This window comes from Glacieibacterium sp. (genome assembly GCF_965200405.1).
In the GTDB taxonomy this organism is placed as follows: domain Bacteria; phylum Pseudomonadota; class Alphaproteobacteria; order Sphingomonadales; family Sphingomonadaceae; genus Glacieibacterium.
In genome coordinates this window covers 2,008,427-2,031,438 of the sequence record NZ_OZ241356.1, presented here as the reverse complement: position 1 = coordinate 2,031,438, position 23,012 = coordinate 2,008,427, and the positions used below count along the sequence as shown (strand labels likewise).

Below are 23,012 nucleotides of genomic sequence, written 5' to 3'. Positions count from 1 at the left end.
GTAATGGGGCAATTGGGGGACGGCCGATTTCAAGCTCGGCGGCGAACAGGCAACGGGTGCGGCACATCGCGGCCGTATGCGTCGTGGCGAGCATTTCCGGTGCGGCGGCACGCGCGCAGAGCGTCGAGCCGAAAGGCAGCGAAAGCATCGCCAACCTGCCCCGGCCCGGCTACGAGGCCGGCCGCTGGCGCTTCGGCAATATCGTCGTCGCCCCGGTCCTGTCGGCCGAGACCCAGTATGACAGCAATGTCTTCGCGGTATCGAAGGCCGCGCAGGACGATGCGATCTTCAACTTCGGACCGCGCGTCGACGTGACGGCCGACGGCAGCCGGCTCAACGTCGCGGCGGACGTGGAAGCGAACATCCGTCGCCTCACGACGTACACGACCGAGAACCGTGTGACCTTCGGCGCCGGCACGAGCGCGATTTACGATGCGAGCCCGACACTCAGTTTCGACGGCATCGCCCGGTTCGATCGCGGCGCCGTCAACCGCTCCGACCCAGAGGCCAGTCCGCTGCTGCGCCGCCCCTCCAAGACCAACGTGATACTTGCCGATGTCGGCGCCAGCTACCGGCGCAACCGCTTCGGTATCGCGCTTCGCGCCGACATCCTGCGGGTCAATTATCTCGAAGCGTCCGAGGACGACCGCGACCTCAACAACACCAGCGCCTCGCTGCGCCTGAGCTGGGCGGCATCGACCCGGCTCGGCCTGTTCGTGCAGGGCTATGGCAATCGCCGCGACGCCGTCCTGCCGTTCGACCGCAGCGGCGTCAATCGCGACGCGAGCACGATCGGCGCGCTGGCAGGAGTCACGCTCGACATTTCCGGTCGATGGAAAGGCGATATCGGTGTCGGCGCGTTCAAGGCCAATTCCGACGATCCCACCCAGGCATCCTTTTCCGACGTCGCCGTCAGGGCCAGCCTGAGCTATACGCCGTCACCGCGGACGGCGTTCAAGCTCAAGCTGGTGCGCGGCGACAACGGCACCATCCGCTCCGGCGCCAGCGGCCGCGTCAATACCGTCGCCGCCCTGACTTTCGAGGGGGAGGCCCGGCACAACCTGCTGGTCCATGCCGCCGTCGGCTTCGAAGACACGGTCTACCGCGGCTTCCTGGTTCGCCACCTCCAACAGTACAGCGTCGACGGCGAAGTCGAATATCTGTTCGGCAGCCGCTGGTCGCTGTACGTCAACGCACGCTACGCCGACCGCAGCGCGAACCAGATCTTCGACCAGTACAAGAAGACCACCGCCAGCATCGGCCTGCGGGTCCGGGTCTGATGCCGTCGCAGCAGGTCGCGATGACGGGCACGCTGCGGGCGCTGATCGGCACCGTCGGCCACATGCTGTCGGGCAACGCCGCCAGCGCTCTGGTCGGGCTGGCGGCGACGGCGCTGAGTGCGCGCGCCCTGGGGCCGGTGGACTATGGCGTGCTGGCGCTGACCCTGGGCTATACCCGCGCCGTCGAGCGCCTCGTCACTTTCCAGTCGTGGCAGCCACTGATCAAATACGGCGCGGCCCTGACCGGGATCGGCGACAAGACCGACCTGCGTGCGCTGCTCAAGTTCGGTCTGGTGCTGGACCTGGCCGGAGCCGGGCTCGCCTGGCTCGTGGCGATCGCGATTGCATTGGTGGCGGGTCAGCAGCTCGGCTGGTCCGACCAGACCCGGCAGGTCGTGCTGATCTATTGCTGCGTCCTGCCGTTCAATCTCAACGGCATGACCACCGCGGTGCTGCGCCTGTTCGGCCGCTTCCGTCTCGCCGCTTATGGTCCGGTCGGCGGCGGCCTCGTCCGGCTGGCGCTGTGTGCCGTCGCACTGGAGGCGGGTGCCGGACTGGTCACCTTCACCGCGATCTGGATGGCGACGCAGATCGCCGGCGCGCTGTTCAGCTTGCTGCTCGCGTTCCGCGTGCTTCGCGACAACGGCGTTCACGGCGTCCTTGCGGCGCCGCTCGCCGGGGTCACCAGGCGATTCGAAGGACTGTGGAGCTTCGCCTGGTCGAGCAACCTGTCCCTGACGCTACGATCCAGCGCCAACCAGTTCGACATCCTGATCGTCGGCGCCTTGGCCGGGCCCGCCGCGGCCGGACTGTACAACATCGCCAAGCGCGTCGGGCGGCTGGCCGAGCAGGTCGCGACCCAGGTGCAGGCGGTGCTCTATCCCGACATCGCGCGCGCCTGGTCGGCCGGGCGGGTCGCGGACGTGCGCCGGACGGTCTGGCAGGCCGAATGGCTGTTGTTCGGCACCGGCGCGCTGGGCGTGCTGTTCTTTCTCGTCGGCGGCGAGACGCTGCTGCGCCGGCTGGCGGGCGATGCGTTCGCCGGGGCGGCGCCGCTGGTGATCGTCCAGATGGTCGCGGTGACCCTGGCGATGACCGGCACCGGGGCTCGATCGGCGCTGCTGGCGATGGGTCGTCAGCGACAGGTGCTGCTCGCGACGCTGGCCGGCACGCTGGGCTTTCACCTGACGGCGCTGCTGCTGATCCCGCGGATCGGCGCGATGGGCGCCAACATCGCGCATATCGTGCTGGCGGTGATCGCCTCGGCGTGGATGATCACGAGCTTCCGCAGCGCCTCGCGCTTGCCGAACCCTGAAGCCGCCTAGGAAACCGCGGCGATCCGCGCCGGTCGCGCCGGCTCCGCGCTGTCGCAATTGAGGGTCGCTTCGACGATCGGCAGCGGCCGGCGCTTGGCCTGCATGAAGATCCGGCCGACGTATTCGCCGATGATACCGAAGAACATCGCGTTGAGCATGATCGACAGCAGCAGCAGCAGCGTCGTCGTCGCGAAGCCCGCCGGCCACGCCTGCCCGAACAGCAGGCGAGCCACCAGATAGCCCAGGATCAGCATGAACGTCAGCGCGCCGGTCACCAGCGCCGTCACCGAGGCGATGCGCAGCGGCACCAGCGAGTGGTTGAGCAGGCCGTCGACCGCCATCGCGATCATCTTGCCGAGCGGGAACTTGCTCTCGCCGACGGTGCGCGCGGCACGGTCATAGATCAGGCCGATCTGCGAAAAACCCATCGAGCTGATCAGGCCACGGACGTAGGGCGAGGTGTCCTCGACCTGCCTGATCTCGTCGAGGATGCAGCGGTCGACGAGCCGGAACTCGCCAGCATCGACGGGCAGGTCGTCCTCGCTGAGCGCCCGGATCAGGCGATAGAACAGCCGGCGCATGGCCCGCGTCACCATGCCGTCGGGCAGCGCGCGGCGGACGCCATAGACGACCTTGTGCCCCTGCTGCCACAGCCCGATCATGTCGGGGATCAGCGACGGCGGGTCCTGCAGGTCGCAGTCGAGCTGGACCGCGCAATCACCCCGCGCCGCCTTGTAGGCCGTCAGCACCGAGCGCTGGTAACCGAAATTGCGCGACAGGCGGATCACCCGGACCCGGGGATCGTGCGCGGCCAAGCCCTTCAGCACCTCGAAGGTGCGATCGGTAGAGTGGTTGTCGGTGAAGATGATCTCGAAATCGGTGTTTCGCAGCCGGGCGAAGGCGGCGACGATCGCGGCATAGGCGGCCGCGACATTGCCCTCCTCGTTGAAGGCCGGGACCAGAACGGAAACCAGGATATTGCCCGGCACGGTCATGCCGCGATGCCGGTCACGACGGCGTTGTCGCGGTACCAGTCGACGGTCCGGGCGATGCCCTGGTCCATGTCGGTCCGGGGCGACCAGCCGAGCACGCGCCGGGCGAGCTTGGACGACCCCAGGAACAGCGGTGTTCCCCCCGGTGCGTCGCTGGGGCCGAGCTGGAGCAGGCCAGGGTCGGCTCCGGTCGCGCCGCAGATCCGGGCGGCGATCTCGACCACCGTCGGCGCATGTCCGGAGGCGATGTTGACCAGCGGCACGGTCGGATGCGCGGCAAGCATCTCGAGCCCGTCGACGGCGTCGTCGACATGGATCAGGTCGCGCCGGTCGCGCGGCCGCTGGATCGTCGTCGGCAGGCCGGCGAGGCAGTTGGTGATCAACTGCGGGATCAAAAAGCGGTCGGATTGCGCCGGTCCATAGATCAGCGCCAGCCGCGCCGTGACCAGCGCAAACGGCAGGCGCGGCGCCAGCATCCGCGCGTAGCAGGTCCCCGCGACCAACGCCGCGGCATAACCGGTCGTCGGCATCTCGCGCTGGGTCTCGACGAAAGGCGCCGCCACCGGGCCATATTCGGCGAGCGAGCCGGCGCGCACCATGACGCGCGGCGGCTCACGCGCCACCGAGCACGCCGCGACCAGCGCCAGCAGCCCGGCCAGGTCGTCGGTGATGCTGAGCGTCGCGTCCGACAGATCGTCGCGCGCCTGCCGCCGGTCGGTGTTGGCCAAGTGGAAGATCGTGTCCGGCCGTGCCTCGGCGATCAGGGCATCGACCGCGGGCCGGTCGGTCAGGGTCAGGCTGTGCAGCGTGATCGAACTGCGGAGTGCCCCGAGCCGCTCCAGCCCGGTCGTCGGTCGCACCGCGATGTGAACCGCGTCGCCGCGCGCCAGCCGCCGGGCCGCCAGGTGCGCGCCGACAAAGCCGGCACCACCGATGATCAGCGTCCGCTGCCCAGACGCGGCGGCGGCCATCACCCGGCCTTGAGCGCGAAACAGGCCACGGCGCTCACTCCGCCGCCGTCGCCAGCGCGCGGTGCCGGTCGGCGAACTTCTGGAACGTCTCGTGCATGTAGGTGAAGTGCGCGTCCTCCAGCCCGTGGTGGCAGGCAATCAGGATACCGCCGCGCATCACGGCATCGGCGACCGGATAGCCGTTCGGTGTCGTCCGCACCTCGACGCCGCGCATCGCTGGCTGGCGCAGGATGTTGCCGGTGAACACCGGTCGGGTCTGGATGTCGCGCTCTTCGAAATAGATCTGCAGGTCGCGGCGGGTGAACGGCGCGGTCTCGCGGACCGTCAGGGCGAAGGCCAGCCAGCCGGTCCGGGCGTGCGGCAGCTGCCGCGGCAGCTCGAACCAGTCCTCGAATGCCGAGAAGAACTTGAAGTGACGGGCGAACGCCGCCTCGCGCTGCGCGATATTCTGGTCGAGCTTGTCGAGCTGGACGAGGCCGAACGCCGCGCCCATCTCGTTGGGCTCGAGGTTGTAGCCCAGCTCCTCGAAGACGAACTTGGCGTCGTAGGGGATGCCGTCGACGGTGACGTTGAAGCGGTTTTCGATCGTCTCCGACTGGCCGAACAGCGATGAGGTCCGACCCCACGACCGCAGCAGCAGGGCGCGGCGCTGGTGTGCCGTGTCGTCGACGCAGACCATGCCGCCCGTCCCGCCGGCGTTGATGACGTGGCTGCCGTAAAAGCTCGTGGTGCTGATGTCGGCACGCGATCCGGTGCTGCGGCCGTGCAGCGTCGCGCCCAGCGTATCGGCGCTGTCCTCGACGACCATCAGCTCGTGCCGGTCGGCGATTTCGCGGATGCGGCCCCAGTCGGGCAGGTTGCCGATCAGCGACGGGATCATCATCGCCTTGGTGTTCGGCCCGATCATCGCCTCGATCGCATCGACATCGATGTTGTAGGTGCCCGGCGTCACGTCGACGAAGGCCGGTATCAGCCCGTTCTGGACGATCGGCGCGACCGTCGTGGCAAAGGTCAGCGCCGGGGTGATGACCTCGCTGCCGTGCGGCAGGTCGAGCAGCTTGATCGCCAGGAAGTTCGCCGAACTGCCCGAGTTGACCATGATGCCGAAGCGCTTGTCGAACAGGCGGGCGACGCGCCGCTCCATTTCCTTGACGTTGGGCCCGAGCTGCGTCGAGGTCCGCAGCACATCGACAACGGCGTCGATCTCAGGTTCGCCGTGGACCGTCTGGCCATAGTTCACGCGCATTGTTTCAACTTCCCTGCCGAGAGTTCGTAATCATGCTGGTCGCCCGTCGCGACGAAGGCGGCGATCTGGGCGTTGGTGAAAGCCGTCATGTCGGCCTGCCCGGCTGCCCAGGCGCGGTACCAGTCGATGGTGAAGCGGATCGTCGCGGCGCGGTCGAGCGTCGGCGCCCAACCGAGTCGGGCCCGCGCCTTGCTGCTGTCGAGCGATAACAACTTCGCCTCGCGCTGGTCGCCATTGGCACCGAAGACGAAGCGCGGCCCGCCCGGCCCCCAGGCATCGGCGACGGCGCCGGCCAGCGTCGCGACATCGGCGACGCCCGCCGTATCCGGGCCGAAGTTCCAGGCCTCGCCGGCCTCGCCACCGACCAGCCGCGACGCGACGGTCAGGTAGCCGGCAAGCGCATCGAGCACATGCTGCCACGGCCGCACGCTGGCGGGGTTGCGGATGGTGACCGGCACGCCCTTAAGCGCGGCGCGAACGATGTCGGGAACGAGTCGATCCGCCGACCAGTCACCGCCGCCGATGACGTTGCCGGCGCGCACCGTCGCCAACTGCGGTCCACCGGGATGCGCGAAAAACGTCTTGCGGTACGATGCCGCGACCAGCTCGGTGCAACCCTTGGAGGCGCTGTACGGGTCGGAGCCGCCCATCGGGTCGGTCTCGCGGTAGCCCCAGTCCCACTCCTTGTTGTCATAGCATTTGTCGGAGGTGACGACGACCACCGCCTTCAGGCTGGGCATGTGCCGCGCCGCCTCCAGCACCGTCGCGGTACCGACGACGTTGGTGGCGAACGTGTCCACCGGGTCGGCGATCGAGTGCCGGACCAGCGCCTGCGCCGCCATGTGAAAGACCAGTTCGGCGTCATAGCCGGCCAGCGCGGCGGCAAAGCTGTCGCGGCTGCGGATGTCGCCGATCCGACTGTCGACCTGCCGGTCGATGGCGATCGCACCGGCGAGCGACGGCCCGACCGGGGGCGGCAACGCCACGCCGACGACCTCGGCACCGAGGCGCCTGAGCCACAGCGCCAGCCAGCCGCCCTTGAAACCGGTGTGACCGGTGATCAGCACGCGGCGGCCGGCGAGCGCACGGCGAACCGCGACCTCGTCGAAACCAGGCTGCCGCCCGTCACGCATGCGCGAGTTCCAGGGGCTTTGGCGCAAGGTCGCGCACCGGAAAGTTCAGCCACGGCGGCGTTGCCGTACCCGCCAGCCGCTCGAGGTGGTCGCGGTCGCGGACCGTGTCCATCGGATGCCAGAAGTCGGCGTGGCGGTAAGCGAACAGTTCGCCGTCCTCCGCCAGTCGCGTCAACGGTGCCTGCTCGAGTGGCTCCTCGTCGCCGCTCAGATAATCGAAGATGCCGGGCTCGAAGACGAAAAAGCCGCCGTTGATCCAGGTCTCCTGCGAATGGACCTTCTCGGTGAAGGCGCTGACCTTGTCGCCGGTCAGCTCGAGGTTGCCGAAGCGCGCCGGCGGCTGCACCGCGCTGACCGTCGCCAGCCGGCCGTGGCTGCGGTGGAAGGCGAGCAGCGCGTCGATGTCGATATTGGCGACACCGTCGGAATAGGTGACCATGAAGGTCGTATCGTGCAGCCACGGACGCAGGCGCTTCAGGCGGCCGCCGGTCATCGTGTTGAGCCCGGTGTCGACCACCGACACCCGCCAGTCGGTCGTCGCCGACGGCGCCAGCGTCATCTCGCCGTTGCCCAGCGCGATGGTGAAATCATTGTTGAGCAGGTGCAGGCCCTGGAAAAAGGCCTTCATCATCATCGCCTTGAAGCCGCACGCGACGATGAAGTCGTGATGCCCCCAATGGCTGTAGACATCCATGACGTGAAGGATGATCGGCCGCCCCGCGACCTCGACCATCGGCTTGGGAACACGAACCGTTTCCTCGGCCAGCCGTGAACCCAGTCCACCTGCCAGAAGCACGACCTGCATGATGCCCCTCCCTGCTTCACAGGGGATCACCAAACAAACGGTGGTTCCGCTGCCCGGCGTGCCCCCACGCACTCGCTGGGACTGTATTAACTATTTGGTAATTGGCGGTATCGTGACATTCAGGAACCTACCCATAGGGGTGGGCGATAGGCCGAAAGGGCATGCGACATCGCCCACCGGCAGCAGGGCTAAGCCGTAATCGTTGCGGGTCAGGCGAACAGGAAGTCGATGGCGGTGAAATTGGCCGCGCTGAGCACGCCCTGGGGGTCGGCAACGAGGGTCGAGAAATGGCCGCCCGACGAGGTTACGGCGTCGAGCTGGACGTTGCCGTCGGGCAGGTCATGGGCAAACACGGTGCCGTTCGCTCCACCGGCACGGTACGAAGAAATGCCCAGCTTTTCAAAGACGATGCGGTCGATGCCGTCCTGGAAGTCCTCGATCCGGTCGCCACCGTCGAGCGCCCCGGCGCCCTTGAACACGAACCAGTCGGCACCCGCTCCGCCGAACAGCCGGTCCGCGCCCAGCTCGCCGAGCAGCGTATCGTTGCCGGCATCGCCCTGCAGCGTGTCGTTGCCGGCACCGGCGTAGATGAAATCGTTGTCGTTGCCGCCTGAGAGCAGGTCGTTGCCATCCTCGCCGCTGATCGAGTCGTTGCCGTTGCCACCATAAGCGACATCGTCGCCCGCCCCGGCCTGGAGACGATCCTTGCCGTCGCCACCCTCGAGCGTGTCGCGCCCGTTTTCGGCGTCGAGAATATCGTCGCCCGTGCCGCCATAGAGGTGGTTGTTGCCGTCGCCGCCGTCGACGCGGTCGTCACCGTCGCCGCCATCGACGACATCGTCGCCCGACTGGCCCTTCAGCTTGTCGTTGCCGCCTTCGCCGTAGATCGTGTCGTTGCCCGCGCCGCCGGCGACTGCCTCGGTGGTCAGCAAGCCGGTCGCCGGGTCGATCTCGTTGAAGAAGCCGTCGTCGCCCCCGCCCGCATAGATCAGGTCGTCGCCGACACCGGCATCGAGGTAATCGCGTCCCGACCCGCCGATCAGCGTGTCGTTGCCGGCCTCGCCGAGCAAATGATTGTTACCGGCGCCACCATCGAGCCAGTCGTTGTCGTCGCCGCCGTCGAGGACATCGTTGCCGAGGCCGCCGAGAAGGCGATCGTTGCCGGGTCCGCCATCGAGCCGGTCGTTGCCGTCGCCGCCGTCGAGCGTATCCCTGCCCGTCCGACCGAAGATCAGGTCGTCGCCGGCAAGACCGTAGATCAGGTCATCCCCGGCGCTGCCGTTGATCGTTTCCGAGGCCATCGTTCCAGTGATCGTCGTCATGGGGTCTCCGATTCGCGGAGCCAGACTAGCGACGAAGGGTTACCGATGGGAAAGTTCGCGCTTCGGACTGGCGCGGTTTCAGGCCGGACGGACAGGCTTCGAGACTAGAGCCCGGCATATCCGCGGTACCAGTCGACGAAGCGCGGCAGCCCGACGTCGAGGCTGGTCGCCGGCGCATAGCCAAGGTCGGCCCGTGTCGATGTGATGTCGGCATGCGTCTCCAGCACGTCGCCGGGCGGCAGCGGCGCCTCCTCGACGATGGCGCGCTTGCCGGTCGACGCCTCGATGATCGACAGGAAGCGCGTCAGCTCCTCCGAGCGGTCGTTACCGAGGTTGTAGATGCGGTGCGGGCGCGGGCCCGACGGCGGGCGGTCGAGAGCGGCCAGCACGCCCGCGACGATGTCGTCGACATAGGTGAAGTCACGCTTCATCCGCCCGCCATTGTTGAGGCGGATCGGACGGCCCCGCAGCACCGCGTCGGTGAAGATCCACGGCGCCATATCGGGGCGCCCCCACGGACCATAGACGGTGAAGAAGCGCAGCCCGGTCTGGGGGATGCCGAACAGGTGCGCGTAGCTGTCGCTCATCAATTCGTCGGCACGCTTGGTCGCGGCATACAGCGAGACCGGGTGATCCACCGCGTCGCCGACCGCGAACGGCAGCTTCGAATTGCCGCCATAGACCGACGACGACGAGGCATAGACCAGGTGCGGAGTCTGCCGGGCGCGCGCCAGTTCGAGCATGTTGAGATGCCCGACCAGGTTGCTCTGGACGTAGTCATGCGGCTGCTGGAGCGAATAGCGGACCCCGGCCTGCGCGCCGAGGTGGATGATGGCATCGGTTTCGGGCAGCGCCGTCAACGCCGCCATGTCGGCCAGGTCACCCTCGACGAAGGTGAAGCGCGGCCCGGCGAGCCGCGCCAGCCGATCGCGCTTCAGCTGGACCGGGTAGTAAGCGTTGAGATTATCGAAGCCGATCACGGTCTCGCCGCGATCGAGCAGCGCAAGTGCCGTCGCCGCCCCGATAAAACCCGCTGCGCCGGTTATGCAAATCGTCATACCGCTCCAATTCCGCCTCGACCGCCCTACGTTGCGGCGCCGGTCCGGCAAAGCGACATCCTGGGTATGCAGGCTCTATCTTGCGCTCGCCGCTACTCCATAATGTCAGTGGCCAGCGCGTTCGTCGATGACGTTACCTCGTCCGGGCGATTCAGGCATCGACCCCGGCCTCGATCCGGTCGAGCGGCAGCGCCCCGTTGGCGAACACCGCCGCGTGGACAGCAGTGCGGTGCCGGCGCCGGCAAATCCCTCCGACTTCTCACTCCGCGAGCATAAAGGCCGGTCCGCACGCCCCCGCCCGGCACCGCATCGCCCCGGCGTCTTGTCCGCGCCCGACCCTCCTCCTAGTCATGGCCGCAGGGTTCAACGCGACACGATCGACCTTGATGGCCATTTGGAGGATCGCTTTGAGACTTGCTCGCCCGGCCATAGCCGCTCTCGCTGCCGCCTTCGTGGCGCAGGCGGCGACCGCCGCCACCACCAGCTTCCAGGTCACGATCCGGGTCGACGCCGCGCGGTCGGAAGGCGCCCTGCCCCCGGCCTGGCGGTTCTTCGGCGCCGACGAGCCCAATTACGCGACGATGAAGGACGGCCGCAAACTTATCGGTGAACTCGGCAGCCTCAGGCCGAACGAAGTCTATTTCCGCACGCACAATCTGCTCAACACCGGCGACGGCACCTCGGCGTTCAAATGGGGCAGCACCGACATCTACAAGGAGGATGCCGACGGCAAGCCGATCTATGACTGGACCGTCGTCGACCGCATCATCGACACCTACCGCGCCAATGGCGTGCGGCCTTACCTCCAACTCGGCTTCATGCCCAAGGCATTGTCCAGCGCACCGGCGAGCGTGCCGTACCAGCACAGCTGGCGCCCGGGCTACAGCTATGACCTGATCAGCGGCGGCTGGGGCTATCCGCCCAAGGACTACGGCAAATGGCGAGAGCTGATCTATCAATGGACGCTCCACAACGTCCAGCGCTACGGCCGCAAGGAGGTCGAGACCTGGTATTTCGAGGTCTGGAACGAGGCGAACGGCCCGGCCTATTGGAAGGGCACGCACGAGGAATTCTACAAGCTCCATGACTTTGCCGTCGACGGCGTGCGCCGCGCCCTGCCGACGGCGCGCGTCGGTGGCCCGGATTCCGCGGGGCCCGGCGGTGCGCTGATGGACGGCTTCCTGGCGCATGTCGTGTCGGGCCAGAATGCCGCCACCGGCACCGTCGGCACGCCCACCGACTTCCTGTCGTTCCACGCCAAGGGGCAGCCGCTGTTCGTCGACGGTCATGTCCGCATGGGCATCGGCCGCCATCTGAGCCAGGTCGACGAGGGCTTTGCCAAGATCGCCGCCGCGGCGCCGTCGCTGCGCACCAAGCCGATCGTCATCGGCGAGAGCGATCCGGAGGGCTGTGCCGCCTGTCCGGGACCGCAGAACGCCTATCGCAACGGCACCATGTACTCCAGCTACACCGCCGCCAGCATGGCGCGGATCTGGGACCTGGCGCGCCGGCGCAAGGTGACGCTCGACGGCATCCTCGCCTGGTCCTTCACCTTCGAGGACCAGCCGTGGTTCGCCGGTTACCGCCAGCTTGCCACCAACGGCATCGACCTGCCGGTGCTCAACGTCTTCCGGATGATGTCGAAGCTCGGCCCGGAGCGGATCGAGGCGACCAGCGACCACCAGCTCGACCTTGACGCGGTCGTCGCCAAGGGCGTCCGCGCCGACCCCGATGTCGGCGCGCTGGCGACCAGGGGGCCGGGCGGCAACATCGGCGTGCTGGTCTGGCATTACCACGACGACGACCTGCCGGGTCCCGATGCCGCCATCCAGCTGTCGTTCGCGCACAGCGGCAAGGCCAGTCACGCGACGGTGTGGAACGTCGATGCCGACCATGCCAACGCCTATGCCGCCTGGAAGGCGATGGGCTCGCCGCAGTCGCCGAACGAGCACCAGGTCGCCGAGCTCGAACAGGCGTCGAAGCTCACGCCCGGCGCGCACCAGCCGCTCAAGGTCGTCCGGGGCGCCGCGACGCTGGAACTGCGCGTGCCGCGACAGGGCGTCGCCTTCGTCCAGCTCGACTGAGGCATGCACGACGACAGCCTCGCGAAACTGCCGGGCAGCGCGGCACGGCCTTGGCCAGCCGGCCGCACCGGCCGGGCCGGCTGGTACGGCGCGGTGCTCGTCGCCTGCGCCATCGCGATCAGCTACCTCGACCGCCAGACGCTGCCCTGGGCGCTGAAGAACATCCAGGCCGACATCCCGATCACCAACCAGATCAAGGCCGCGCTCGATTCGGCCTTCCTCGTCACCTACGGCCTGTCGTACCTCGCCGGCGGCTGGCTGCTCGACCGGCTGGGAACGCGGCGCGGCTTCGTCGTCATCATGGTGTTCTGGTCGCTGGCCTGCGCCAGCCACGGCCTTGCCGGCGGCGTCCTCGCACTCGCCGCCAGCCGGCTGCTGCTCGGGGCCGGCGAGGGCGGCGGCTTTCCGGCGGCGACGCGCGCCATCACCGAATGGTTCAAGCCCGAGGACCGCGCCGCGGCGATGGGCATCGTCAACGCCGGCACCGCGGTCGGCGCGGTGATCGCGCCGCCGCTGATCGCGCTGGTGCTGATGCACGCGCACGGATTCGGGCTGGCGAGCTGGCGCTATGTGTTCTTCCTCACCGGGCTACTCGGCCTCCTGTGGTCGGCCTGGTGGATCGTCGGCGCGCCGCCGATCGCCACGGCCGTGCCCCGTGCCGTCAGCGCCGCGCGCGTCGCGATCCCGCGGGCGCTGCTATGGATCGCCTGCGCCAAGTTCCTGACCGATGCCGCCTGGTATTTCTACCTGTTCTGGCTGCCGAAATACCTGTTCGACGTCCGCCATTTCGACCTGGCGCAAGCCGCGTCGATCGGCTGGATCCCCTATGCGGCATCGGGCGTCGGCTGCCTGGTCGGCGGTACGCTGTCCAGTCACCTGCAACGCCGCGGCAAGACGATCAACTACGCCCGCAAGGTCGCGCTCGGCGCCAGCGCGGCGATGATGCCCTGGGTCATGCTGGTCCCCGCCGCGCCCGAGATCTGGCAGGTCATGGTGCTGTTCAGCCTCGCCTTTTTCGGACAGCAGAGCTGGTCGACGCTGATCATGACGCTGCCCACCGACATCGCGCCGGTCGCCGTGCTCGGCCGCGCGGCCGGGATCGTCGGGCTGGCAGGGGCGTTCGGCGGCGTCGCGATGGGACAGGCCGCGGGCTGGATGCTCGACCATGGTTTCACCTATACACCGGTGCTGGTCATCGCCGCGTCGCTCCATGTGATCGCGTTCGTGCTGATCTGCATCGCCGTGCCGCGCATCACGCCCTATTCTGCCTTGGAGACCGGACGTTGAAGATTACCGAAGTTCGCACGCGCGTCGTCCAGTGGGCCGGGGAGACCGCGCCGCTGCCGCCGCATTTCTGCACCAACCCGATGGACCTCGTCGCGCCGCGCCTGTCGCCCGAGACGATGCAGACCTTCACCTTCCACGGCTGGCTGGTCGTCGAGATCTTCACCGACGCGGGCCTGGTCGGCATCGGCAACGCCGCGCTGGCGCCGCTGTCGACCAAGCAGCTGATCGACTCGCACCTCGGTCCGCTGCTGATCGGCGAGGACCCCTGGGACAGCGAGTTCCTGTGGCAGCACATGTACCGCGCGACGATGGCGTTCGGGCGCAAGGGCATCGCGATGGTGGCGATCAGCGCGCTCGACATCGCGATCTGGGACCTGATGGGCAAGTCGGCGGGCCAGCCGTGCTTCCGCCTGATGGGTGGCCGCACCAAGGCGCGCATCCCGGTCTATGCCAGCCGGCTCTACTCGATCCCGCTGGAGGAGCTCGCGTCGGAGGCCAGGCGCTACAAGGACGAGGGCTATGGCGCGATGAAATTGCGCTTCGGCTGGGGGCCGACCGACGGCGCCGAGGGCATGGTCCGCAACGTCGAGCTGGTGCGCACGGTGCGCGAGGCGGTGGGCGACGGCATCGACGTCATGGCCGACGCCTACATGGGCTGGAGCCTCGACTATGCCAAGCGCATGATGCGGCTGATCGAGCCGTTCAACCTACGCTGGCTGGAGGAGGCGATCATCCCCGACGACGTGCACGGCTATGCCGAGCTTCGCCGCTTCGGCACCACGCCGATCGCGGCCGGCGAGCATGAGTTCACGTTGTACGGCTTCCGCCAGCTGATCGAGGCGCGCGCCGTCGACTATATCCAGTTCGACACCAACCGCGTCGGCGGCATCACCGCGGCGCGCAAGATCTCGGCGCTGGCCGAGGCGCATTCGATCCCGGTCGTCCCGCACGCCGGGCAGATGCACAATTATCATGTCACCATGGCCAGCCTGAACTGCCCGATCGCGGAATACTTCCCGCCGGTCGACGTCGAGGTCGGCAACGAGTTGTTCTGGTACATTTTCAAGGGCGAACCGGTGGCCAAGGACGGCTACATCGACCTCGACGACAATCTGCCCGGCCTCGGCCTGGAAATCGACGAAGCTTCACTTGCCAAGTTCAAGGTGATCGGATGAGCCAGGGATCGAAGCCGCGTGCCGCCGTGCTGGGCCTCGGCCTGATGGGCGCGGGCATGGCGGGCAATCTGTTGACGGCAGGCTTTGCGCTGTCCGTCTATAATCGCAATCCGGACAAGGCGGCGGCGCTGGTCGAACGCGGCGCGCACCTCGCCGCGACGCCGGCCGAGGCTGCGGCGGGCGCCGATTACGTCGTCGTGATGGTCGCCGACGACGATGCCTCGCGCGACGTCTGGCTCGGCAGCGACGGCGCGCTGGCCGCGATGGCGCCGCACGCCGTTGCGATCGAGTCGAGCACGATCACCCCGGAATGGGCGCGGTCGCTGGCCGGCAAGGCACGCGACGCCGGGGTGCGCTTCATCGATGCCCCGGTGACCGGCAGCCGGGCGCAGGCGGAGGGCGGAACGCTGCGCTTCCTGGTCGGCGGCGACGCGGATGCACTCGATGCGGCTCGCCCGGCGCTCGACGCGATGGGCAGCGAGGCACTGACGATCGGCCCGGCGGGCAGCGGCGCGCTGATCAAGATCATCAACAACTTCATGTGCAGCATCCAGGTCGGCTCGCTGGCCGAGGCGCTGGCGATGGCGGAGCGCTCGGGCCTCGACATGGCGACGACGCTGCACGTGCTGACCCAGGGTGCGCCGGGCAGCCCGCTGGTCAAGGGCGTCTCGCAGCGCATGGCGGAGAGGGATTTCACGCCCAACTTCTTCGTGTCGCTGATGGCCAAGGACCTGCGCTATGCCATCGCCACCTTCGCCGCGTCGGGCATCACGCTCGAGTCGGCTCAGGCCGCGCTGCACCGCTTCGAGACGGCGGAGCGCGAGGGGCATGGGCAGGACGACATCGCCACGGTGATCGAGCCGCTGCGCGCCGGCTGATCGAGCTCCGGGCGGGCGTCGCGTGACGCCCGCCCGGTTCGATTACTTCAGGTCGAGGACGACGACCGACTTCGGCGGCAGGGTGATGGTCAGTCCGCCGGTACCGAGCTGCGCCCCGGTGAACGGCTGCGGGACCACCGTGTTCGGCTGGTCGAAGGTGTTCATCGCGTTCATCGCGCCGCCGGTCAGCACCGTTCCCGACACCGTCGTCGCCGTGATCCCGGTCAGCGCCGTCGTCACCGTGATCGTCGTGTTGGGGTCGGCGTTCGCCAGCCCGATATGCACCTGCCCGGCCTTGTCGCGCACGGCGGAGGCGGTGACCGCGGGCACGACCCACTGGTCCTTGCTGTACCACGGCGACTTGATCTCGATCGGGATGTTGGTCGCGTCCTGCCACGGCTTGTACATGTGGAAGACGTGGTACGTCGGCGTCTTCAGCATCTTGGCGCCGTCGGTCAGGATCATCGCCTGCAGCACGTTCACCATCTGCGCGATGGCGGTCATCTTCACCCGGTCGGCGTGCTTGGCGAAGATGTTGAGGTTCATCGCCGCCACCACCGCGTCGCGGACGGTGTTCTGCTGGTACAGGAAGCCCGGGTTGGTGCCCGGCTCGTTCAGGTACCAGGTGCCCCACTCGTCGACGACCAGCCACAGGCGCTTCGCCGGATCGTATTTGTCCATGATCGCCGAATGCTTGGTGACCAGTTCCTCCATGCGATAGGATTTCGCCATGGTTTCGGCCCAGCCGCTCTCGTCGAACTGGGTCGCCGACTGCTTGTTCTTGAACGAGCCGGGGACGGTGTAATAATGCAGCGTGATGCCGTCGATCTGGCGGGCGGTCTCGCGCACCATGACTTCGGTCCAGTTATAATCGTCGGTGTTCGCGCCGCTGGCGAACTTGGCGATCTTGGTGCCCTCCGGCGTCTTGATGAAGGTCGCGTAGCGCCGCGTCACATCGGCTGCATATTCGGCGCGCATGTTGCCGCCGCAGCCCCAAAGCTCGTTGCCGATGCCGAAATAGGGCAGCTTCCACGCCGCCTTGTGGCCGTTCTTGCCGCGCTCGTCGGCAAGGGTGCCGGCGGGCGAGGTCATGTACTCGACCCACTCCGCCATTTCCTCCGGGCTGCCGTTGCCGACGTTGCCCGAGACATAGGGATCGGCGCCGAGCTGCTGGACGAAATGCATGAACTCGTGCGTGCCGAAGCTGTTCGGCTCGGTGACGCCGCCCCAATGGGTGTTGATCTTGACCGGGCGCTTTTTGCCGACGCCTTCCCGCCAGTGATATTCATCGGCGAAGCAGCCGCCCGGCCAGCGCACCACCGGCACCGCCAGCTCCTTGAGCGCGGCCAGCACGTCGGTCCGGACGCCGCGCACGTTGGGGATTTTGGAGCCCGGCGGCACCCACACCCCCTCATAGATTCCGTGGCCGAGATGCTCGGCGAACTGGGTGAAGATCTCGCGGTTGACATGGGCGCCCGGCTGGTCGCCGTTCACGGTCATCTGCGCCGTTGCCGCCTGGCCCTGCGCCGCCACCGGCGTCACCGAGACCAGCAACGCCCCGGCGACCGTCGCCACCACCGCCTGCCTGATCGCCTCTAGCATCGAACTCCCCTTTTGCTTTTGTCCGACAACAGATAGCAGCCGCCCCGACGCTGGCAAGCGGCCGTCGCACCATCAGCGCAGCGGCGGCACCCAGCCTCCGGCGAACGGCGTCACCGGCAGCGTCTCCGGCAGTTCGAACTTGGCATAGGCGATGCGGTTGTTGACCGACACCAGCTGCAGCACCTCGCGCCCGTTCCCCAGCGGGATCATCGTGTGGCTATAGCCGTCGTTCGCCGGGTTATAGACGATCGGCGTCTCGATCAGCGTCCAGGCACCGCGGCCGTTGTTGCGGTTGATCATCATGCCGTTGCCGATCCGCCCGACCTCGTAGCGCATGATCGAGCGCCCGGTGACCATCAGCGTGCCGTTCGGACCACCCCAGGGCGACCAGGCGATGTACGGCGTGCCATTGGCGTATTGCCGCCAGCGATCCTGGATGAACACCCCCGGATCGGCCGGGTCGCCCCAGTTCAGCCCGTCGCGCGAGGTGCGGAAATGCGCCAGGTTGCTGCGCGGCTCCAGCGCCACCCCGGCCTTGCCGACGACCTCGTAGCTCATGAAATAGGTGCCGTCGCCGCCGCGGGTGACCACCGCCATGCCGGGCCGGGTCAGGCCGTCGCCGATCGCCACGTCGTTGACCGCCGGTCCCCAGGTCCGCCCGCCGTCGGGCGAGACCTTGTGCTCCAGCAGCTGGCTATAGCCGTCCTTCTTGAAGCCCTCGTTCGAGATATAGGCGACCAGCCGACCCCGCGTATCGACGAACAGGAACGGCTCCCACACCGGGCTCTGGTCCGACAGGCCGGCGCGGTTGACCGGGTCATAGCTGCCGACCCCGCCCTCCGAGATCGTGCTCAGCGGCGTCCAGGTGCGGCCGCCGTCGGTGCTGTACGACAGCTTGATCGCATGGCGCGTCGCCCCGGGCGCCTCCTCCACCGTCCCCGCCGCCATGATCGTGCCGGCCGGAAACGTCCCGACCTGTCGCGGCAGTTCGTACAGGGCCGGCTGGCCGCGCATGTTCGGCACCTCCGACACGAAGCTCCAGGTCTCGCCGTTGTCGGTGCTGCGATAGATCGGCAGCGGCCCCCGCCGCGCGAAGGTCGCGAGCAACTCGCCCTTGCCCCCGGCGAAGTGTCCAAGCTGGATGACCCGCGGATAGCTCGCGCCGAGCGCCGGGTCGGAGTCGAAAAAGCCGATCTTGGAGGTGAAGCGGACCGGCAGCGGCGCGCTCAGTCGCTCGGCCGGATTGGCCTGGTTGGCGGGCCCCTGCAACGGCACGATCGTCACCGCCGGCTGCGCCGCCACCGACGGCACGATCATCGGCGACAGGGCGACGGTCACCGCCACGCCTGCCAACAGCATCCGGATGTTCATCTGTCTCGCTCCCCAGCTCGATCGATTTGTTGCACAAGATGTCGATGCGCTCGCTCGTCTCGACACCCGGTACGTTTATCGGGCGAACATAGCAGACCGCGCCACACGAGCAGCATCTGTATTTACGCAACGCAAGTACAGGCATCGCCCGGAACCGGGCCGCGTAAATCGTTGCTGGCCGTGACCCGTGCGGTGTTGGGAGCAGCCCGGCGCCGTCGCGATCCGGCGCGATCTAGTCCGCCGCTGACCTGTCCGACACGCCGGGCGTCGGCACCGGCACTGTGGCGCGCCACCGCCTTTACACGCCGGTGGTGCCGCGCTGAGCCATCCGGGCGGAGGGTTCGGCGCGGCGCCCGGTCGGCCTAGAGGTGGAACTTCGCCATGCCGGCGGTCGTGCACTTCATGTCGTTGGCGCCGCCGGTCGGGCCGGAGACGGACAGGACACCGATGGTGGTCTGGCCGCGCTTGATCGGCACGGCGCCGGGGAAGACGATCAGGCCGGGATCGCCCTCGATGACCGCGGTGCGCGGCAGGCCGACGTTCTGCGGCAGGGCGCCGAAGTCGCCGGACGCCATGCCCTTCTTGAGGACGGTATAGGCCTTGCGGCGCATGAACTCGTAAAACGGCAGTCCGACGCCGTCGGCGCGCAGCAGGACCTTGAAGTTGCCGTTGAGGTCGACGACGCCGACGACCGCTGCCGAGTTGATCGCGCGGCACGCCTCGAGCGCGGTGCGTGCCGCGTCGATCGCCTGCTCCAGCGGCACTTCCATGTCGGGGGTCAACGCCTTGGCGGCGCCGATGCCGGCGGGGCCGGTGACGGGCGGCGGCGGTGCGGCCGGGGGGCCCGGGGGCGGTGGCGGCGTCTGGGCCATGGCCGAAGTCGCGAGAAGGCCGAGTGCGAGAGTGATCAGGCCGGCGTGCTTCATTTGACGAGCTCCATCGTTGCTTGGCCGTTGGTCCCACAGATCGGACCGGCGGGCCGGATATTAGTTGATTCGTCGCGTTTAGACATCGTTAGATAGCTTGGTTGCGACAGGTTCGCGACCCGGCTTCGATCGCCATTGCGGCCAGCCCGCCGCCAGGGTCGCCGTCGGCCCTACAGCGCGGTCACGACGATCATCGTGTCCGGCTCCGTTTCCTGCCGCACCGGATTGCGGAGCGGTAGCTGGAACGGGGCGGCCCGGACGTCGAAGATATCGCCCTCCTGCGGCTGGATGCCTTCGGAGAAGGACAGGGTCGCGGTGCCGAAGAAATGGACGTGGACGTCGCCGGGGCGGCGGAAGATGCCATATTTGAAATGATGATGCTCGAGGTTGGCGATGGCGTGGGACATGTTCGCCTCGCCCGACAGGAACGGCCGCTCCCAGATCACCTCGCCGCCGCGCGTGATGCTGCTGGTGCCGCGCACGTCCTGCGGCAGCTCGCCGCTCAACAACTCCGCCCCCAGCGCGGCGTGGCGCAGCTTGCTGTGCGCCAGCCACAGGTAATTGCCGCGCTCGGTGACATGATCCGAGAATTCGTTGCCGAGCGCGAAGCCGAGGCGGCGGGGCTGGCCGGCCCCGTCGATGACATAGATGCCGGCGATCTCGGGCTCCTCGCCGCCATCGAGGGCGAAGGCGGGTGACGGCAGCGGCTGCCCGGTGCCGACCAGGATCGAACCATCGCCCTTGTAGAACCATTCGGGCTGGACCCCGGCCGAGCCGAGCGGCGGCTTGCCGCCCTCGACGCCCATCAGGAACATCCGCATCGAGTCGGTGGTGGCGCCGGTCTTCGCGGCGCGGTGCATCTGGTCGCGACCCTCGGCCGAACCGAGGTGCGTCAGGCCGGTGCCGGTGACGTACAGGTGCGCCGGGTCGGGATGGTCGATCGGCGCCAGCAGCCGCCCCTCGGCATCGGCGGCGACGATATCGACGGTGTCGCCGAGGCTCGACTGCACCACCTGCGCCAGGCCCTGCCCGCTGCCGATGGCGAACATCGCCAGGCCGTAGACGCTGTCATGGCCGTCGACCAGCCGCGCGTCGGCGATGTCGTCATACGCCGCCAGCCGACGCCGGCCATCGGCGTCGGTCAACTGGACCAGTCGAAGGCTCATTCTACGACTCCGTTCCGGTGCGGGGCAGGCAGGTCATTGGCATCACCAATTGGTGTACGAACCGTCCGGCCGATCCAGTGTCGGGATCGCCGTATAGGCTTCCTTATAGTCGCCGATCAGCTGGAGCTTGCTGGTGTCGACCTCGACGCCGTGGCCGGGGCGGTCGTTGATCCACAGCTTGCCGTCCTTGAAGTCATAGCCCTGCTTCAGGTACGGCCACTCGCGCCGTCCGCCGCCCGCCATTTCCATCAGCGCCGGCCCGGAGGTCGAGGCGACGCAGTGGACCAGCGTCGCCTCCGAGATCGGCCCGGTGAAGTGCGGGATCAGGCCGATGAAATGCGCCTCGCACATCGCGGCGATCTTCATGAACTCGGTAACGCCGCCGACATTGGGGACGGTTAGGCGGGCATAGTCGATCAGGTCGTTCTCGATCGCCGTCGTCCATTGCCACTTGTCGGAAAACACCTCGCCCAGCGCGATCGGCACCTTCACCATCTTGCGCAGGGTCTTGTAGCCCTCGACGTCCTCGCTGCGCAGCAGGTCCTCGCAGAAATAGGGGCCGAGATGCTGGATCGCCTCGCTCAGCTTGACGGCATCGGTCAGGTCGAACTCGCCGTGGTAATCGATCGCCCACGCGCCGTCCTTGCCGACCGCGTCGCGGATCTCCTTGCAGATCGCGGCGATGCGCGGGACCTGCTCGAAGCGGTCGAAGGTGCGGCCGAGGCCCGGATCATGGAGGCGATAGGCGCGAAATCCGGCCTCGACGCAGGCGCGGGCGCGTTCGCCGTGGCTCGCGTTGGGCTGCCCCGGGATGGCGAAGCCGGTGGCGTAGCATTCGACATGGTCGCGCGACTTGCCGCCGAGCAACTGGTACAGCGGCAGGCCCAGCGCCTTGGCCTTGAGGTCCCATAGCGCCACATCGAGGGCGCCGATGGCGTGGGTCTTCTCGCGGCCGGCGGGATAGAAATAGCCGCGGAACATGGTCTGCCACAGCCGCTCGGTCCGGAACGGGTCCTTGCCGATCAACTGGGTGGCGCATTGCTCCATGATGTCGGCGCTGCCGCCCTCGCCGATGCCGACCAGGCCCTGGTCGGTCTCGACGACGACGACGTTGGTGCTCTGGTTGATCGTCGACGTGTGCACCGCCGGGCGGCCCGCGGCATCGGTCGGCGAGCGGTAATAGCGGATGCGCGTGACCTTCGCCTTGGGCAGCCCGCCGCCGACGACGGGCGCGGCCTTTGCCGGGGCGTCGGCGAGCAGCATGCCGCTGCTGCCCGCTACCGCCGCAGCCATGAAGAAATCGCGACGCTTCATCTGCCTGGGTCCCCCAAGGATCTTGCGCGCTGCCCCGCCTCTTGCGGCCGGTGGCACCGTGCCGGACCAGTCTAGCATTGTTCCGGGCGTGATCGCCAAGCGACTTGACCGGGCTCGACTCGCACTATCCTCACCCGTTGAGAGTATCGCCCGGCATGATTACGCGATGTTAGCTGTCCCGGAGGCGTCGGCGAAACAGCATCGCGACTAGACTTTATGAAAAAGAACGAGATACTCGCGCCAATAAAAAACAAGACGGACGTCCGGGGAGAGAAACGTGGCGACGCCGATCAATCAATCCATCTTGAAGGCATTTACACTATTGCAGGCCTTCGAGCGTCCCGACGAATGGTTGACCTGCCGGGAGCTTAGCCGACGCGCCAATATGCCCGAAGCATCGGGCTATCGGCTGGTGCAATCCTTGCAGGCGACCGGCGCGGTGATCAAGGGGCCGAACGGCCGCTATCGACCCGGCATGCTGCTGTTCGACCTGTCCAAGGGCGTCAGCGTCGAGGACCTGCTGCGCACCAGCGCCGCGACCGTCGCACGCGATATCGCCACCCGGTACAAGGTCACGGTCCAGATGGGCATCTTCGAGGACGGCATGGTCAGCTATCTCGCGGTGCAGGGCCGCGCCAAGGTGCCGTCGCGCGCCGGCGCCCAGCTGGAAGCCTATTGCTCGGGCCTCGGCAAGGTGCTGCTCGCCAGCCTGTCCGACGCCGACCTGGAGGAGTTCCTGGCCGAGGGCGAGCTGATCCCGCTGACCGCGCACACCATCGTCGACAAGGACCAGCTGCGCGCCGAGCTGATGCGGGTCCGCGAGCAGGGCTATGCCATCGACGACCGCGAGATCCAGCTCGACCTGCGCTGCGTCGCCGTGCCGATCCGCAACAAGCAGGGCGCCGTCGTCGCCGCGATCTCCAGCTCCAGCCACCCGGGCGCCCTCACCCCGCTCCGCCAGGTCGAGGTCCGCCACGCGCTCCACCTCGCCGCCGAACAGATCAGCGCCCGCGTCTACCCCCGCGAAGACGCCTACGCCTAGGCAAAGTCCTTGCAAAACAACAACTTGCCCCGCCTTTCCTGCGC

General features: G+C 67.9%; 19 protein-coding genes. 7 read left to right on the top strand and 12 right to left on the bottom strand.

Features of this window, described 5'->3' with window-relative positions; translation table 11 throughout:
* The first annotated feature begins 83 nt into the window (after positions 1-83).
* A complete protein-coding gene (locus ACOFKW_RS09505) occupies positions 84-1,280 on the top strand; it encodes an outer membrane beta-barrel protein (RefSeq protein WP_419813912.1) in 1,197 nt (398 codons plus the stop codon).
* Positions 1,280-2,605 (top strand): lipopolysaccharide biosynthesis protein, encoded by a 1,326-nt coding sequence (locus ACOFKW_RS09500; RefSeq protein ID WP_419813911.1) that lies wholly within the window; start codon positions 1,280-1,282, stop codon positions 2,603-2,605. Before ACOFKW_RS09505 ends, ACOFKW_RS09500 begins: the two co-directional genes overlap by 1 nt.
* Here the strand turns inward: ACOFKW_RS09500 and ACOFKW_RS09495 are convergent.
* From ACOFKW_RS09495 to ACOFKW_RS09465, 7 genes are all read right to left on the bottom strand, one after another.
* On the bottom strand, positions 2,602-3,591 hold the full coding sequence (locus ACOFKW_RS09495; RefSeq protein WP_419813910.1) for a glycosyltransferase family 2 protein: 990 nt from the start codon (positions 3,589-3,591) through the stop codon (positions 2,602-2,604). The two genes, ACOFKW_RS09500 and ACOFKW_RS09495, sit on opposite strands and share 4 nt — an antisense overlap.
* The gene (locus ACOFKW_RS09490) at positions 3,588-4,559 is read right to left on the bottom strand and encodes an NAD-dependent epimerase/dehydratase family protein (RefSeq protein ID WP_419813909.1); all 972 of its coding nucleotides are present in this window, start codon (positions 4,557-4,559) and stop codon (positions 3,588-3,590) included. Before ACOFKW_RS09490 ends, ACOFKW_RS09495 begins: the two co-directional genes overlap by 4 nt.
* Positions 4,560-4,593: 34 nt before the next feature.
* Positions 4,594-5,805 (bottom strand): aminotransferase class I/II-fold pyridoxal phosphate-dependent enzyme, encoded by a 1,212-nt coding sequence (locus ACOFKW_RS09485; RefSeq protein ID WP_419813908.1) that lies wholly within the window; start codon positions 5,803-5,805, stop codon positions 4,594-4,596.
* On the bottom strand, positions 5,796-6,938 hold the full coding sequence (rfbG, locus tag ACOFKW_RS09480) for a CDP-glucose 4,6-dehydratase (RefSeq protein ID WP_419813907.1): 1,143 nt from the start codon (positions 6,936-6,938) through the stop codon (positions 5,796-5,798). The genes ACOFKW_RS09485 and rfbG overlap by 10 nt, the downstream gene beginning before the upstream one ends.
* Positions 6,931-7,743: a glucose-1-phosphate cytidylyltransferase gene (gene rfbF / locus ACOFKW_RS09475; protein WP_419813906.1), complete on the bottom strand. Its 813-nt coding sequence runs from the start codon at positions 7,741-7,743 to the stop codon at positions 6,931-6,933. Before rfbF ends, rfbG begins: the two co-directional genes overlap by 8 nt.
* Positions 7,744-7,952: 209 nt before the next feature.
* On the bottom strand, positions 7,953-9,065 hold the full coding sequence (locus ACOFKW_RS09470) for a calcium-binding protein (RefSeq protein WP_419813905.1): 1,113 nt from the start codon (positions 9,063-9,065) through the stop codon (positions 7,953-7,955).
* Between the two features lie 104 nt (positions 9,066-9,169).
* Complete coding sequence (locus ACOFKW_RS09465; protein WP_419813904.1) at positions 9,170-10,123, bottom strand: NAD-dependent epimerase/dehydratase family protein; 954 nt, start codon at positions 10,121-10,123, stop codon at positions 9,170-9,172.
* A gap of 407 nt (positions 10,124-10,530) precedes the next feature.
* Between ACOFKW_RS09465 and ACOFKW_RS09460 the strand changes: the two genes are divergently transcribed.
* The 4 genes from ACOFKW_RS09460 to ACOFKW_RS09445 are packed head-to-tail and all read left to right on the top strand — an operon-like array spanning position 10,531 to position 15,547.
* Complete coding sequence (locus ACOFKW_RS09460) at positions 10,531-12,207, top strand: GH39 family glycosyl hydrolase (RefSeq protein WP_419813903.1); 1,677 nt, start codon at positions 10,531-10,533, stop codon at positions 12,205-12,207.
* A gap of 3 nt (positions 12,208-12,210) precedes the next feature.
* Positions 12,211-13,494 (top strand): MFS transporter, encoded by a 1,284-nt coding sequence (locus ACOFKW_RS09455; protein ID WP_419813902.1) that lies wholly within the window; start codon positions 12,211-12,213, stop codon positions 13,492-13,494.
* Entirely contained in the window at positions 13,491-14,669 is a 1,179-nt protein-coding gene (locus tag ACOFKW_RS09450; RefSeq protein WP_419813901.1) for an L-rhamnonate dehydratase, read from the top strand. Before ACOFKW_RS09455 ends, ACOFKW_RS09450 begins: the two co-directional genes overlap by 4 nt.
* Positions 14,666-15,547, top strand: a complete 882-nt coding sequence (locus ACOFKW_RS09445) for an NAD(P)-dependent oxidoreductase (RefSeq protein WP_419813900.1) — start codon at positions 14,666-14,668, stop codon at positions 15,545-15,547. The genes ACOFKW_RS09450 and ACOFKW_RS09445 overlap by 4 nt, the downstream gene beginning before the upstream one ends.
* 42 nt (positions 15,548-15,589) lie before the next feature.
* Here ACOFKW_RS09445 and ACOFKW_RS09440 read toward each other — a convergent pair whose 3' ends face one another.
* The 5 genes from ACOFKW_RS09440 to ACOFKW_RS09420 all read right to left on the bottom strand — a co-directional run bounded on the left by ACOFKW_RS09440 (position 15,590) and on the right by ACOFKW_RS09420 (position 21,926).
* Entirely contained in the window at positions 15,590-17,149 is a 1,560-nt protein-coding gene (locus ACOFKW_RS09440) for an alpha-N-arabinofuranosidase (RefSeq protein WP_419813899.1), read from the bottom strand.
* Positions 17,150-17,221: 72 nt separating this feature from the next.
* The gene (locus ACOFKW_RS09435) at positions 17,222-18,520 is read right to left on the bottom strand and encodes a sialidase family protein (protein ID WP_419813898.1); all 1,299 of its coding nucleotides are present in this window, start codon (positions 18,518-18,520) and stop codon (positions 17,222-17,224) included.
* A 362-nt stretch (positions 18,521-18,882) separates the two neighbouring features.
* The gene (locus ACOFKW_RS09430; protein WP_419813897.1) at positions 18,883-19,446 is read right to left on the bottom strand and encodes a GlcG/HbpS family heme-binding protein; all 564 of its coding nucleotides are present in this window, start codon (positions 19,444-19,446) and stop codon (positions 18,883-18,885) included.
* A 170-nt stretch (positions 19,447-19,616) separates the two neighbouring features.
* Complete coding sequence (gene araD1, locus ACOFKW_RS09425; protein ID WP_419813896.1) at positions 19,617-20,612, bottom strand: AraD1 family protein; 996 nt, start codon at positions 20,610-20,612, stop codon at positions 19,617-19,619.
* Positions 20,613-20,654: 42 nt separating this feature from the next.
* The gene (locus tag ACOFKW_RS09420; protein ID WP_419813895.1) at positions 20,655-21,926 is read right to left on the bottom strand and encodes a mandelate racemase/muconate lactonizing enzyme family protein; all 1,272 of its coding nucleotides are present in this window, start codon (positions 21,924-21,926) and stop codon (positions 20,655-20,657) included.
* Between the two features lie 304 nt (positions 21,927-22,230).
* Between ACOFKW_RS09420 and ACOFKW_RS09415 the strand changes: the two genes are divergently transcribed.
* Complete coding sequence (locus ACOFKW_RS09415) at positions 22,231-22,968, top strand: IclR family transcriptional regulator (protein ID WP_419813894.1); 738 nt, start codon at positions 22,231-22,233, stop codon at positions 22,966-22,968.
* Positions 22,969-23,012: the final 44 nt, after the last annotated feature.